The sequence below is a fragment of the Ruegeria sp. HKCCD6119 genome (assembly GCF_013110585.1).
Taxonomy (GTDB): Bacteria; Pseudomonadota; Alphaproteobacteria; order Rhodobacterales; family Rhodobacteraceae; genus Ruegeria.
In genome coordinates, this window is sequence record NZ_WVQV01000001.1 from 1 (window position 1) to 14,319 (window position 14,319).

Consider the following 14,319-nt stretch of genomic DNA (forward strand, 5'->3'; position numbering starts at 1 on the left):
CGTGTGGCAACCCGATACGACAGGTGCCCAAAGGTCTTCCTCTCAGCCATCGCACAGGCGGCTACCGTCATCTTTTTGGCTATGAATTCTGACCCTAGGTTATCGGCTAGGCGGATTGCGCCTGTCATCATCTTGCACGTCAAAATCCTCGCCTGAAATGACTGTCAAACTCATCAGGCGTTGGTCCATCCAATGCAGTAAGGTTTCGTTGCAATGACCGCGCGCTAGCTGTTCCCAACAGGACAGAGGCTGCCAACTCATGCCGTTTGGCAAAGTGAAGCGCCGCAGTTGCCAGTTGCAGCCCAAGCACCTCGGCTCTTGTTTGAAGGTTTTTAACCTGCTCGATGACTTCCGGTGATGCCGGGACATAATCATAGGTTGCTCCTTCGACCGGGCCGGTAGCGAGGATGCCCGAATTGAACACGCCGCCCAGTACCAGGCTGGTACCTAGCGCTCGGCATTTGGCGGTGAGCTCCTGTTCTGCCGATCGGTCCAGAAGTGTTAGCCGACCAGCCAACAGGATCACGTCGATGGGGCCATGGTCCATTACGTCGAGACAAATCTGGTTTTCGTTCACGCCCAGCCCGAAAGCCCGGATTTTGCCCTGCTCCTTCAACCTTACCAGCCGTTCATATCCCGACCCGAGGAAGGCTTCCATATGGGCGCTATTGTCCTGTCCGTGAGTGCATTCACCGATATCGTGGACATAGACGATATCTGCGTAGTTGGTATTCAGAAGGCCAAAACTGTGTTCCAGCGAAGCTTCAATCCCGTCGCCTGAATAGTCATAGCGCACCGCGTTGGGCAGCGGATCGACAAAGCCATCGGCCTCGACCATCGCTGATCCGGGTGACAGCACCCGCCCAACCTTGGTTGAAATGACGTATTCGTCGCGGGGATACCGCGTAAGGAAGCGGCCCAGTCGCATTTCGGACAGGCCGCGACCATAATGCGGTGCGGTATCGAAATAACGGATTCCCGCGTCCCAAGCGCATTGCAGCACCTCATCCACCTGCGCGTCGGTCGCTGGGCGGTACAGGTTTCCGATACTCGCACAGCCAAACGATGCCTCGGTCACGCGCACACCGGTATTCCCAATGAGGTTCTGTCGCATCAGGCCGCTCCTTGCTCGGCGGTTTGCGTTGCAGATGGTTGATGTTGATAATCGGCGATCGAGCTTGCCTTCATCTCGATGGAAAACCCCGGCGCCACAGGTGCCTGATAGGCACCGTTCTCCACGATGCAGGGGTCGACGAAATGCTCGTGCAGGTGATCGACAAATTCGATGCGTTTGTCGTCTTTTTCACCGGTGATCGCCACATAATCGATCATCGACAGATGCTGCACATACTCGCACAGGCCCACGCCGCCGGCATGGGGCCAGACCGGCAAGCCAAATTTTGCTGCCATCAGCTGTACCGCAAGCACTTCGTTCAAACCGCCCAGACGACAGCTGTCGATTTGCACGAAATCAATAGCCTCGTTGGCAATGAACTGTTTGAACAGAATGCGGTTCTGGCACATTTCACCCGTCGCCACCTTGATCGGGGCAATTGCCTGACGGATTTTTCTGTGCCCAACCACATCGTCGGGGCTGGTGGGTTCCTCGATGAACAAAGGTCGCGCAAATGATAGTTCCTTGACCCAGTCGATAGCCTGATCGACCTCCCATACCTGATTGGCGTCGATCATGATGTTCATGCCCTCGCCCAGTTCCTCGCGGGCGATAGTCAGGCGGCGGATGTCGTCGGCCAGTTCGCGGCCCACCTTGAACTTGGTATGGGTAAATCCGGCCTCGCGCGCTTCGCGGCACAAGCGGCGCAGCTTATCGTCGGAATAGCCCAGCCATCCTGCCGAGGTGGTATAGCAGGGATAACCTTCGGCCCTCAGCTTTGCGATCCTGTCCGCCTTGCCCGGTTCGGCCCTGCGCAGAATGTCCAGCGCCTCGTCCCTGGTCAGAACATCGGTCATGTAGCGGAAATCGACAAGTTGCACGATTTCCTCGGGCGTCATTTCCCCGACCAGTTGCCAGACGGGCTTGCCGGCCTCTTTCCCCAGCAGATCCCAGACCGCATTGACCACCGCACCGGTGGCCAGATGGATTGCACCCTTGTCCGGCCCGATCCAGCGCAACTGGCTGTCGCCGGTGACATAGCGCCAGAACCGTCCCATGTCTTCGCGCGCCCAATCCAGATCGAGACCGACCAGCAGGTGCCGCATCGCCTCAATAGCGGTAATGCAAATCTCATTCCCTCGCCCGATGGTGAAGGTCAGGCCATGGCCCTGATACGCGCCATCGGTTTCCAGCACCACATAGGCGGCGGAATAATCCGGGTCGGGGTTCATTGCGTCTGACCCGTCCAGCGAGTCTGAGGTCGGGAACCGCAGGTCGAAGGTTTTCAGGTCGGTAATGGTAACCATCAGCCCGCCACCACGTTCTGACGTTGAACACCCAGCCCTTCGATGCCAAGTTCAACAACGTCGCCAGGCTTCAGATAGGTCTGAGGGTTCTGCCCCATACCGACACCCGGAGGCGTACCGGTCGAGATTACATCGCCGGGCTGCAGCGACATGAATTGCGACAGGTGCGAGATAACGGTTGCCACGTCGAAATGCATGGTCCGGGTCGAGCCGTCCTGATAGCGGTGGCCGTTGACCTCTAGGTACATGGGCAGGTTCTGCGGGTCGGCAACCTCGTCCCGTGTCACCAGCCAGGGACCGATCGGGCCGAACGTGTCCGCCGACTTGCCCTTGACCCATTGGCCCGAGCGGTGCAGCTGGAAATCACGCTCGGACAGGTCGTTGATGACGCAATAACCTGCCACATGGTCCAGCGCCTCTTCGACATTGACGTATTTGGTGTGCTTGCCGATCACCACGCCCAACTCGACCTCCCAATCGGTCTTGACCGAGCTGCGCGGGATTTCGGTGTCGTCGTTCGGCCCGCAGATCGAGGAAGTGGCCTTGAAGAAGATCACCGGCTCCTGCGGCAGTTCCATGCCGCTTTCGGCGGCGTGGTCAGCATAGTTCAAGCCGATACAGATGAATTTTCCCACCTGGCCCACGCAGGCGCCGATACGCGGGTCGCCATCGACCAACGGCAATGAGTCAGGGTCGATGCCACGCAACTTGTCCAGCGCGGCGTCGCTTAGAGTGTCGCCCGAAACATCATCAACAACACCCGACAGGTCGCGAATGTTCCCTTCGGCATCCAGCAAACCCGGCTTTTCGGACCCGACCGGGCCATAGCGCAACAGTTTCATCTCTAAATTCTCCTGCAAATCAAATGGACCAGCCGCCGTCGATGGCGTGGTTCTGTCCTGTGGTGAAGGCGCTGTCGTCGCTGGCGAGGTACAGTGCCAATGCCGCGATTTCTTCGGCGGTTCCGATGCGGCCCATCGGCTGACGTGCGATGAAGTCCTTCAGTGCCTGTTCATAGTTGCCGGTGGCGCGCAAACGTCCGTGCATCGAGGGGCTGTCAACGGTGCCCGGGCAGATCGCGTTGCAGCGAATGCCACGGGTGACATAGTCAGCGGCCACTGCCTTGGTGATACCGATCACCGCCGCCTTGGACGCGCAATAGGCAAACCGGTTCGGCACGCCCTTGATCGAGGACGCGACCGAGGACATGTTGATGATCGATCCGCCACCGTTGTCCAGCATTCCCGGCAGTGTCAGACGGATCAGCCGATACATCGCCTTGACGTTCAGATCAAAGCTGAAATCCCAGTCCTTTTCGTCACATTCCAGAATGGTGCCGTTCGCCACATAGCCCGCGCAGTTGAACAGAACGTCCAGCGGGCCGATATCTGTAACGGCGGCCTCTACTGCGGCGCCATCGGTCACATCCAGCTTCAGCGCAGTGACACGCGGGTTGTTAGCCAATTCCGCCAGCGCATCCTCGTTGATGTCGCTGGCGATGACCTCGCCCCCTTCGGCGGCGAACAGCTCGGCCGTCGCCCGTCCGATGCCCTGGCCTGCGGCGGTGATGAGTGTCTTTTTTCCGGCCAGACGGCCCGTTGTGTCAGTCATAGCTTTTAATCCGTGTGAAATACTTCTTGCATCATCGACCATTGCTCGCCCTCGGCGCGGCTGGCCAGAGGCGACTGGCAGGGGTCGGTATGGGTCCACCATTCCTGAGTCACCGGGTCCTTGGCCATCTTGGCCATATCCGCAGTGAAATCCTCGCCGTGATATTCCCAGTACCCGAACAACAGGTTTTCCGGCTCGCGCAGGAAGATGGTATAGTTGCGAATGTTGCTGTTTCTGATCTGCTTAAGAACCTGCGGCCAGACGGCGGCGTGCAGGCGCTTATATTCTTCGATCATCTCGGGTTTGACCCCGATTACCATGCCCATGCGCTGCATCATGCACCTTCCTTGACGGTTTTGACCTCGGAAAGCCGCGAAATCGCATCCCAATCCCAATCGATACCCAAACCGGGTTCATCAGAAGGGATGGCGTGACCGTCCGCAATCCGGATTGGGCCGTTGGTCACGGTGTCCAATTGCGGGATGTATTCCAGCCATTTTGCGTTAGGGATAGCGCACACCAGCGGCAGGTGCAGCTCCATCAGGAAATGCGGGCAAACCATGACGTTGAACGCCTCGGCCATGTGCGCCACCTTCAGCCAAGGGGTGATGCCACCAATCCGGGCCACATCCACCTGCACGATCGAGGCCGCGCCCATTTGCAGGTAATCCTTGAACTGGCTCAGCGAATACATACTTTCGCCCACCGCAATCGGCACGCTGGTGTGTTGCGCTAGTTGCATATGGCCTGCCACATCATCGGCGGGCAGCGGTTCTTCGAACCAGCCTATCCCGTGCTCCTCGAGAACCCGCGCCCGGCGGATCGCTTCGGACAGAGTAAAGCCCTGATTGCCATCGGTCAAAATCTCGTACCCGCCACCCAGGGCAGACCGGACCGCCCCCAGACGCGCGTCATCTTCGCTCAGGTGATCGCGGCCGATCTTGATTTTTGAGCCGCGAAAGCCCTGTGCCTGCATCGCCAGCGCGTCATCGACCAGCGCCTGCGTTTCCAGATGCAACCAGCCGCCCTCGGTGGAATAAAGCGGCACTTTTTCGCGCGATCCCCCGGCGGCTTTCCAAAGCGGCAGACCTTGCTTGCGGCAACGCAGATCCCAAAGCGCGGTGTCGATGGCGGCCAGCGCCAACGAGGTGATTGCGCCCACCGCTGTCGCGTGAGTGGCAAACAGCAGGTCGCGCCAGATGCCTTCGATCCGGTCCGGGTCGCGCCCGGTCAGCATCGGGGCCAGCGTGTGTTCCAGCAGCGCCATGACAGATGGCCCACCTGTGCCAATGGTATAGGAATAGCCCGTACCACTGGCGCCGTCGCTGTCATAGACAGTAAGGATCGGGGTTTCTTGACTGACAAAGGTCTGGATGGCGTCGACCCGTTTCACCTTGGGCACCAAATCGATCATGCGCAGTTCAATATGAGTGATTGTCGCCATGCTTACCCCCGGATCGCCTTGCCCGATGCAGCGTCAAAGACATGGGTCTTGTCCAGCATCAGGCGGAACTTCATCGCCTCGCCCGGAGCGACGGGGCGCGGATTGAACATCTTGGCCTGGACCTCGACCCCGGCCAGGTCGGCGAACAGCAGCGTCTCGGTGCCAAGCGGTTCCGTCAGCGTGACGGACAGGTCCAGCTCTGCGGTCTCGCCTTCTTCCTCGACCGAGTGGCCCACTGGCATCAGGTTGTCGGCGCGGAAACCGAACCGCACCTTTTGGCCGTCGCGAACAAGTGACCGCGCGGATGCGGGAACGGACAGCTCGATACCGCCATTCAGACTAAGGGTGCCACCGGACACCTCTCCATCGACAAGGTTCATCGGCGGCGAGCCGATGAAGGTCGCCACGAAGGTATCTACCGGCGTGTTGAACAGGTCCAGCGGGGTGCCGACCTGCACTATATGGCCGTCGCGCATCAGAACGATTCGATCCGCCAGCGTCATCGCCTCGACCTGATCGTGTGTTACGTAGATAATGGTGTTGCCGACCTTCTGGTGCAGCTTCTTGATCTCGACCCGCATCTGGGTGCGCAGCTTGGCGTCAAGGTTCGACAGCGGCTCGTCAAACAGGAACACGTCGGGGTGCCGCACGATGGCGCGGCCCATTGCGACGCGCTGGCGCTGACCGCCCGACAGTTCGGCGGGCTTGCGCTCCATCAACTCGTCCAGTCCCAGAATGCCCGCCGCCTCGGCCACAGATTTGGCAATCTCATCCACGGGCCGCTTGGCGATCTTCAGTGAAAAGCCCAGATTTTCGCGCACGGTCATATGCGGATACAGAGCATAGTTCTGGAACACCATCGAGATGTTACGTTCGCGCGGGGGCAGGTCATTGACGACACGGCCGCCGATGGCGATCTCGCCGCCGGAGATTTCTTCGAGTCCGGCAATCATCCGCAGCGTCGTCGACTTGCCGCAGCCCGAAGGGCCGACCAGCACGACGAACTCTCCGTCATGGATGCCCAGGTCGATGCCGTGCACAGCCTGATGCTTGCCATATTTCTTGACGACATTGGAAAGGGTAACTTCAGTCATTTTCTTATCCTTTGACGCCGCCGAAGGTCAGGCCGGCAATCAGGTGTTTCTGGACGATGAAGGTCAGGACCAGCGCGGGCACGATCATGAGAACCGCAAGCGCGCACATTCCCCCCCAGTTGATGGTAAATTCGGCGGTAAAATCCAAAAGACCCACAGGCATCGTCTTGGACCCGACCGAGCGGGTCAGCTGCGACGCCAGCGCGAATTCGTTCCACGAGGTGAGGAAGGCAAAGATCGCCGCCGAGGCAACGCCCGAGCGCGCCACCGGAAATTCCACCCTCCAGAATGCCTGCCAGCGGGTGCAGCCGTCAATTTCTGCCGCTTCGTGCAGCTCTTTCGGGATCTGGCGGAAGAACCCGTCGGTCAACCAGATGGTGAACGGCACGTTCATCGCCACATAGGCCAAGATCAGGCCGAAATGGGTGTCGATGATGCCGACCCGGGCAAACACGATGAACAGGGGCAGCGACAACGCCACACCAGGAACCGCGCGGAACAGCATCAGCCCGACAAAATAGCCCGATTTGCCCTTGAAGCGATAGCGGGCAAAGGCATAGCCGCCCGACATGCCGATCAGGATCGCGATGAAGGTTGAGACGACCGAAACGATCAGCGAGTTGCGGAAATAGCTGAACACTGGCACACCGCCCTCGCCCGCGCCGCCGAACATGGCGCGGTAGTGGTCTAGCGTAAAGCTGGGGGTCCAGACCGGCGGTTTGGCCATAATCTCGACCGTTGGACGGAACGAGTTGAGAACAATCCAGAGCCCGGGAATGCAAATGATCGACATAATCAGGAACAGCCCGATGAAATGCGCAGTTTTCAGGGCGCGGCGGCGATTGCGGTGTGCTAGATTGCGGTCCATTGGCCCTACCCCGCCATTCCCAGTTCAGCACGTGCGGCGCTGAGCTTGCGGAAGAAATAGATGGTGAAGAGGATCGACAGCAGGATCGAGATATAACCCATCGCGTTCGCCAGCCCCATGCGGGCATCGACATAGCCGGTGCGGCTCATCAACGTCCACAACAGTTCCGTGCGACGGGCAGGGCCGCCGCCTGTCATGATCTGCACGATGTCATAGGCCCGTGCGACGTCCAGCGAGCGGATGGTCATGGCAATAAAAATGAATGGCATCAGGAACGGCAGAGTTATGTGGCGGAAGGTCTGCCAGGCGGTGCAGCCATCGACCTTGGCGGCCTCGAGCGGGTCACGCGGCATGGCGAACAGACCGGCCAGGATCAGAATGGCGAAGACGGATGTGCTCATCCAGATTTCCGCGAACATGATCGAGAACATCGCAAGGTTGCCGTCCACCAGCCACGGCAGCGAGGCATTTTGGAAGCCCACCGATTGCAACACGTTGTTCACCAGCCCGATATTGTCGTTGAAGATGAACTTGAACTGAAAGCCAACAAGAATGGGCGAGAACATCATCGGGAACATCAGGATCGTGCGCAGCGTACGCTGCCCCCATGTGACCTTGTTCATCATCAACGCAATGCCCAGTCCCAACAGCAGTTCCAGATTCAGAACGATGGTCAGGAACAGCACCGTGCGCCCGAACGCCGCCCAGAATTTCGCATCGGTCAGGATTTTTTCGTAATTGAAGAACCCCACCCATTTCCACAGCGTCGAAGGCCGCGTCAGCTTGTACGACGTGAAGCTGGAATAGAGCGAGAAGATGAGAGGGATCAGAACAACTGCGGCAATCACGATGATCGCAGGCAACAGAAGGACTAACCACTCGGGCAAGCGGCGGCGGGTCATGGTGCACCTTTTGGGGGTCTTGGGGGTTCACCCGCAGCGGAACACCCGCCGCGGATACTTGTGGGTCCGGGTTCAGTAGTAACCAGATTCCCGCATCAGTTCGTCCACCGCAGCCGCGGCATCGTCCAGCGCCTGCTGTACAGTCTTGTCGCCAACGATGGCGGCCTGCAGTTCCGGAAAGACCAGGTTTGTGGTCTCGCCCCATTCCGGGATTGGCGGTACCGCAAAGGCGTATTTCGCACCTTCGGCAAACGCGGCCAGAGCTTCGGCGCGGAATGCGTCATCACCAGCTTGCGCCGCAGCGACGTTGGCCTCCCAAACGGCTGTCCGTGTCGGCAGCGAGCCACCAGCGCTTTCGGCCAACTGGCTTTCCTCGCTGGTCAGGAACTGAACAAGCGATACTGCGGCGTCTTTGTTTGCACAGTCACTGGTGACCGAGAACCCGTGATGCCCGGACCAACCGGTCCGCGTCGCCGAACCCATGGGTTGCACAGCAACGCCGACGTTGCCAGCAGCCTTGGACGATTCCGGATCGTTGAAGAACCCGGCCCAGCCCGGCCAGTCCAGGTTCAGCGCCACGGTTCCACTGGCAAAGCCCTGCCCCAGATCGTCCCACACATAGGACGTCGTGCCAGCCGGAACCGCCTTGGCCTCGTACAGGTCTACGAACCACTGCAGCGCGCGCTGACCTGCCTCGGAATTGAAGATTGGTTTCTTGTTTTCGTCCAGATAGTTGCCGCCCTCGGCGACAACCATCTCATAGAACCGACCCACGATGGCCTCATCCTTGCCTGCATACTGAGTGCCGTAGAAATTCGGAGGGTCGGCAAAAAAGATCGCCTGATCTTTGACCTGCTCCCACGTCTCGGGAACAGCCAGATCATAGCCGTATTTTTCCTTGAACGCGGCGGCCTTGTCGGCGTCTTCATAGTTCGACTTCAGGTAATAAAGCACTGAAACGTCAAACTGCGCGCGCGGCAGCATCAAAAGCTGGCCGTCGACCGTCGAGGCGCCAATGTTGCCCGGAACGAATTCGGCAATGGTTTCCGCTGGAACCAGCTCGTTCAGATCAACATAGAGCCCTTCATACTGGGGCGCAAAGGAAGAGTGGTTTGAACCCACGCACCAGCTGGTGGTCCCAGCGGCCATGTCCGACTTGATTTCCTTGTCGATCTCGAAGTGGCTTTTTTTCGAAATAATGTCGACCTTGGCACCGGTCGCAGCTTCCCATTCGGCAATACGGCCATAGAGACCTTCGTATTGTTGTCCGCCGATCAGTTTCGCCTCGATGGTCACGCCATCAAAGTTCCCCCAATCCGACGCACCTGCCGATTCGACGGCCGCGACTATCGCTGTTCCGACCATCAAACCCATTAAAATGCTGGATTTTTTCATCATGTCCTCCCTGATGCAATCAAGCGATGCTTGTTGTTTGTTCGTATTTAAAACATTTATTCATCTATAAATCAATGTTGACTTAGCCTTCCCAATGACTGAAAATCAATCAGGAATATTGCGCGACAGGGCACTGTATGGACGACATCACCGACAAATACCGCGCACCCGCGCTGGAAAAAGGCCTGGATATCATCGAGCTTTTGGCTGACCACGGTGAGGGACTGACCCAGGGAGAGGTCGCAAAGGCGCTGGAACGGTCCCCGTCTGAGATTTACCGGATGCTCTCGACACTGGTACGGCGCGGGTATGTCATCCGGTCCCTGTCAGGCGATCGATATTCACTTGGCCTGAAGATGTTCGCTATTTCGCAGCGACACCCGCCGATTGGACGGGTAATCGAAAGTGCCCTGCCCCGTATGCGCGCGATAACACGAAAAACTTGGCAATCCTGCCATATGGGAATGGAAAGCAACGGTGATATCGTGATCGTGGCCTCAGCGGAATCTCCGGGCAATTGGGGCCTTGCGCTGAAAACCGGAACCGTCGTGGGGCTGGGGAATACAGGCTCTGGCCGGGTGCTGGCGGCCTTCCGTTCAAATGAAGAAGTCGAGGACCTGATCGAGCAGCACCGCCTTGCCGTAGGTGAACCCCCGCTGGATCGTAGCGAGTTCATGGAGCATATCGCCCGCATCCGACGCTTGGGCTATGAAAAAATGCCGTCTGCAACTGCGATCGGTGTAACCAATGTGGCTTTCCCGATTTTTGGCCCGGGCGGCAGGGCCGCAGCGGTGCTGAGCTGCCCCTATCTGGAACGTGTCGACGATCTGAAAGTCCCCTCTCTGGACGAAATCGTGAATATGCACCGGGAACTGGCCCGGGAACTGACGTTGCTTCACGGTGGATCAACACCGGAATTCGGAGCCGCTTAAGGCGGCTTAACAAAAAACATGATCAGAGGTTTTAGCATGGTCATCGACACGCATCAGCATTTCTGGAAGCTCGATCGAGGCGATTACGGCTGGCTGACACCCGAGCTTGAAACGCTATATCGCGATTTTCTGCCCAAGGATTTGAAACCTTTGCTGGACGAGGCGGGTATCAGTGGAACCATCGCGGTTCAGGCCGCCGATACTGAGGCCGAGACTGAATACCTGCTGTCTCTTGCAGACACGCATGACTGGATACGAGGGGTTGTCGGGTGGGTGGACCTTGCCGCCGAAACGGCACCAGCCTCGATCGCGCGATTGGCGGCCCATCCAAAGCTTCTTGGACTACGCCCGATGATACAGGACATTCCCGATGACGCTTGGATGCTGCGCGATGATCTGCGTCCGGCTATCGCTGCCATGGTCGAAAATGATCTGACATTCGATGCTCTGGTATTGCCCCACCATCTACACCATCTCAAAGCGTTTCTGGCAAAATACCCCGATTTGCGAGTCGTCATTGACCATTGCGCCAAGCCCGAAATCCGCAATGGGGCCTATGAGGGCTGGGCGCAGGACATGGCTGACATTGCCGAAAACACGCAGGTGTTTTGTAAACTGTCGGGCATTGTGACCGAAGCCTCGACCGATTGGAAGCCAAGCAGCCTTGAGCCTTACATTGCCCACATTCTTGGCATTTATGCCCCAGAGAGGCTGCTGTTCGGCAGCGACTGGCCGGTTCTGAACCTCGCCTCGGACTACAAATCGTGGCACGAGATCGCCATGGGTGCCATGGGTGACGCAGCAAAAAGTATACTTTCGCAAAGTCCGAAAGCGGCCTACCCTCGTTTGTCCAGCTAAAACATAGAAGACAACCCGATTGAGCGGGCCTCAATTGATGTTGACAAAAAGGGCTCAAATCCGCCGACAAACATGCTTCAAGCTTGTATCTGAGAGGGAGACCAGCTTCGGCAAATGCACTTTTAACATCCGTCCTGTGTCTTGCGCCGTGCGTGGCATATCGTTGGAAATGCTGGGTAGAAAACGACTGGAGCTTTGGTCGCCAAGGGCCAGGCCATCTGCTTTAGCCTTGATGTGCAAAAGAGCAGCCTGATGTGTTGAAAAATTTACCCACTTTCAAGCAGCTTCCAATTCCCATGTCGCCCATCCAATAAAGTGGCAAAGTCGTTGGTCGACATTCTCTCTCTGCAACCCTGCGGTTGAACTTTTTTCATTCTGCTGAAACTGTGCGCAGAAGAAGAAGGATGGGGCCTGCGCCGTGTATATTCTCAGATCTCTCGGGCCGGCCGTTTCCCGCGTTTCACCGATTGAAGCGGCTCGTGCGGGTCTGGGTGCTCTTGTCGGTCTTGGGCTGACGGGACTGTTCCTTCTGACTCCGGGTTCCGATCTGGATTTGGGTCTTTATCTTGTAGCACCCTTCGGAGCGACCTCTGTCTTGCTCTTTGCTGTCCCAAATAGCCCGCTCGCGCAGCCTTGGTCCGCCGTTGTCGGCAATACGGTGGCGGCCCTTGTCGGCGTGGCTGTTTGCATGACAATCGCAGACCCGGCGCTACGCGTTGCGCTTGCAGTTGGGCTTGCCATTACCGCAACAATCCTGTGCCGGGCGCTTCATCCGCCGGCAGGAGCCGTCGCCATGACGGCCGCATTGAATCCCGAGGCCATCGCGCAATTGGGGTTCTGGTTTGCGCTTGCACCGATTGCGGTCGGAACCTGTGTCCTTGTCATCCTTGCGACAGTCTATGCCCGGATCACCGGACGTCGCTATCCATTCCGGCAATTCGACGATCCGAGCAATAATCAATCGGAAGCCAAGAACCCCTCAGAGCGCCTTGGCCTGTCCGAAGAAGAACTTGCAGGTATTCTGGAGCGCTACCGACACTCCTTCAATCTGGGGGTCGAGGATCTGGCACGCCTGATCAGCGCGGCGGAACTGCAGGCGGCAACACACGTGACCGCCCCTTTGACGGCAAAAGATGTCATGTCCTCCAGTCTGATCACAGTGGGTCCCGAAACGGCGCTCGGGGAGGTTGCCGAGCTGTTCAAAAGGCACAGGTTCATCTCTCTTCCTGTCGTCGGAAACGACGAAAAGTTTTTGGGCGTCATTTTTCAGATGCATCTGATCAGACAAGCCCGTGAAGACGCAATCAGGTTGAAGCGCGGATATTTTTCGACACTCAATCATTTATTGGATCGCAAAAGGGAGATGCCTGTGACAGCGGGTGACATCATGGAGGTGGCAGGCCCGCGCGTGACGACAAATTCACCCCTCGGGGTGCTGCTTCCGATGATGGCGGTTGAGGATGTCGACGCCGTCCCTGTCCTCGAATACGATCGCATCGTAGGGATTGTCACGCGGACCGACCTGATCGCCGCATTGGCACGAGCCGCTGTTCGCAGCGGTTAATCCGCAGGCAATCGGCGACGTCAAGTTCTTCGCGCATAGATCTGATGTTCAGATTGCTTCGAGTAAGACCCGATTGACGGAAGGACAATGCCTGAGAAGCCGGGGCGGAAAACCCAGCCCTGACCCTAATATCTGCGCCCTACTCCAGTATTTCGAGTTTTCGGTTCAAACAATCATGGCCATCTGCGCGCGAACGCGATCTGCTGTTTGGACAAGCGCTGCGGTCCCAGGATTTGGGGGCAGTAAGTACTGAGCCTCCCCAACTAAACTGGTCCACCGTAATGTTTAGGGTCAGGATTCATAACCAGTAAATGACTATAGCCGCGAGTGCGATGGCTGATATGAAGACCTTGGGACAACGGTCGTAGCGCGTTGCCACGCGCCTCCAATCCTTGAGCCTGCCAAACATGATCTCGATGCGGTTTCGTCGCTTGTATCTGCGCTTGTCGTATTTTACCGGCGTCTTGCGTTGCTTTCGACCGGGGATGCAGGCGCGTATCCCTTTGTCTTTCAACGCCTCTCGGAACCAATCGGCGTCATAGCCACGATCACCGAGTAGCCAGTCCACGTTTGGAATGCTGCTGAGCAGACCCCGAGCACCGATGTAATCACTAACCTGGCCAGCGGTGACAAAGAGGTTCAAAGGCCGCCCTTTGCTGTCACAGATGGCGTGCAATTTGGTATTCATGCCGCCCTTGGTTCTGCCGATCAGGCGGCCACGCCCCCCTTTTTCGCGGCCATACTGGTCGCGGTGCGGTGTGCCTTTAGATAGGTCGCGTCAATCATGACCGTCTTCTTTTCGCTGTGCTCGGCGGCGAGACCGGCCAGCATCCGCGCGAAGATGCCTTTCTCGCTCCAACGCTTCCACCGGCTGTAAAGCGTCTTGTGAGGCCCGTAGGCTTCCGGGGCGTCTCTCCAGCGCAACCCATTGCGATTGATGAATATAATCCCGCTCAACACCCGTTTGTCATCAACCCGAGGCTTGCCGTGCGACTTCGGGAAGAAGGGGGCGAGCTTCGCCATCTGCTCGTCGGTTAGCCAATAAAGGTCTCTCATGTCACCGCTCCGTTTTGGGAGCCGTGAATCACGCAGCGCAGCGAAAATCAATGCATCCTGACCCTAGGGTCGCAATAGGGCCGCTAAAATAAAATGGCGCAGGGCAGCAATTGACCTGCACCATACCCACATTCTGATTTTTCAGAGTTCTCACATGTGGTACACAAATCATGA

The 14,319-nt window shown here is 57.8% G+C and carries 14 protein-coding genes; 3 read left to right on the forward strand and 11 right to left on the reverse strand.

The window, feature by feature from the left end:
- Positions 1–139: 139 nt before the first annotated feature.
- The 10 genes from GS611_RS00010 to GS611_RS00055 form a co-directional block, all read right to left on the reverse strand.
- Positions 140–1,114: an aldo/keto reductase gene (locus tag GS611_RS00010; protein ID WP_171630699.1), complete on the reverse strand. Its 975-nt coding sequence runs from the start codon at positions 1,112–1,114 to the stop codon at positions 140–142.
- Entirely contained in the window at positions 1,114–2,421 is a 1,308-nt protein-coding gene (locus GS611_RS00015; RefSeq protein ID WP_171630701.1) for an L-fuconate dehydratase, read from the reverse strand. The genes GS611_RS00010 and GS611_RS00015 overlap by 1 nt, the downstream gene beginning before the upstream one ends.
- Positions 2,421–3,263 carry a fumarylacetoacetate hydrolase family protein gene (locus GS611_RS00020; protein WP_171630703.1) on the reverse strand — a complete coding sequence of 281 codons (843 nt, stop codon included), beginning with the start codon at positions 3,261–3,263 and terminating at the stop codon, positions 2,421–2,423. Before GS611_RS00020 ends, GS611_RS00015 begins: the two co-directional genes overlap by 1 nt.
- Positions 3,264–3,282: 19 nt before the next feature.
- Positions 3,283–4,032 carry an SDR family oxidoreductase gene (locus GS611_RS00025; RefSeq protein WP_171630705.1) on the reverse strand — a complete coding sequence of 250 codons (750 nt, stop codon included), beginning with the start codon at positions 4,030–4,032 and terminating at the stop codon, positions 3,283–3,285.
- Positions 4,033–4,037: 5 nt separating this feature from the next.
- Positions 4,038–4,370: an L-rhamnose mutarotase gene (locus GS611_RS00030; RefSeq protein WP_253283369.1), complete on the reverse strand. Its 333-nt coding sequence runs from the start codon at positions 4,368–4,370 to the stop codon at positions 4,038–4,040.
- A complete protein-coding gene (locus GS611_RS00035) occupies positions 4,367–5,476 on the reverse strand; it encodes a mandelate racemase/muconate lactonizing enzyme family protein (RefSeq protein WP_171630707.1) in 1,110 nt (369 codons plus the stop codon). Before GS611_RS00035 ends, GS611_RS00030 begins: the two co-directional genes overlap by 4 nt.
- Positions 5,477–5,478: 2 nt before the next feature.
- A complete protein-coding gene (locus tag GS611_RS00040) occupies positions 5,479–6,570 on the reverse strand; it encodes an ABC transporter ATP-binding protein (RefSeq protein ID WP_171630709.1) in 1,092 nt (363 codons plus the stop codon).
- Positions 6,571–6,574: 4 nt separating this feature from the next.
- Positions 6,575–7,438, reverse strand: coding sequence for a carbohydrate ABC transporter permease (locus GS611_RS00045; RefSeq protein WP_171630711.1), 864 nt, complete (start codon positions 7,436–7,438; stop codon positions 6,575–6,577).
- 5 nt (positions 7,439–7,443) lie between these two features.
- On the reverse strand, positions 7,444–8,340 hold the full coding sequence (locus tag GS611_RS00050) for a carbohydrate ABC transporter permease (protein ID WP_171630712.1): 897 nt from the start codon (positions 8,338–8,340) through the stop codon (positions 7,444–7,446).
- 72 nt (positions 8,341–8,412) lie between these two features.
- A complete protein-coding gene (locus tag GS611_RS00055) occupies positions 8,413–9,735 on the reverse strand; it encodes an ABC transporter substrate-binding protein (protein WP_171630720.1) in 1,323 nt (440 codons plus the stop codon).
- Positions 9,736–9,872: 137 nt separating this feature from the next.
- Between GS611_RS00055 and GS611_RS00060 the strand changes: the two genes are divergently transcribed.
- The 3 genes from GS611_RS00060 to GS611_RS00070 all read left to right on the forward strand — a co-directional run bounded on the left by GS611_RS00060 (position 9,873) and on the right by GS611_RS00070 (position 13,089).
- Positions 9,873–10,667 carry an IclR family transcriptional regulator gene (locus tag GS611_RS00060; protein WP_171630722.1) on the forward strand — a complete coding sequence of 265 codons (795 nt, stop codon included), beginning with the start codon at positions 9,873–9,875 and terminating at the stop codon, positions 10,665–10,667.
- Between the two features lie 36 nt (positions 10,668–10,703).
- The gene (locus GS611_RS00065; protein ID WP_171630724.1) at positions 10,704–11,525 is read left to right on the forward strand and encodes an amidohydrolase; all 822 of its coding nucleotides are present in this window, start codon (positions 10,704–10,706) and stop codon (positions 11,523–11,525) included.
- A gap of 418 nt (positions 11,526–11,943) precedes the next feature.
- The gene (locus GS611_RS00070) at positions 11,944–13,089 is read left to right on the forward strand and encodes an HPP family protein (protein ID WP_171630726.1); all 1,146 of its coding nucleotides are present in this window, start codon (positions 11,944–11,946) and stop codon (positions 13,087–13,089) included.
- A 298-nt stretch (positions 13,090–13,387) separates the two neighbouring features.
- Here the strand turns inward: GS611_RS00070 and GS611_RS00075 are convergent.
- Positions 13,388–14,145 (reverse strand): IS5 family transposase gene (locus tag GS611_RS00075; RefSeq protein WP_171630728.1). Its coding sequence is split into 2 segments (ribosomal slippage): positions 13,388–13,821 and positions 13,821–14,145, totalling 759 coding nucleotides; the frame shifts between segments, so codons are not numbered across the junction.
- Positions 14,146–14,319: the final 174 nt, after the last annotated feature.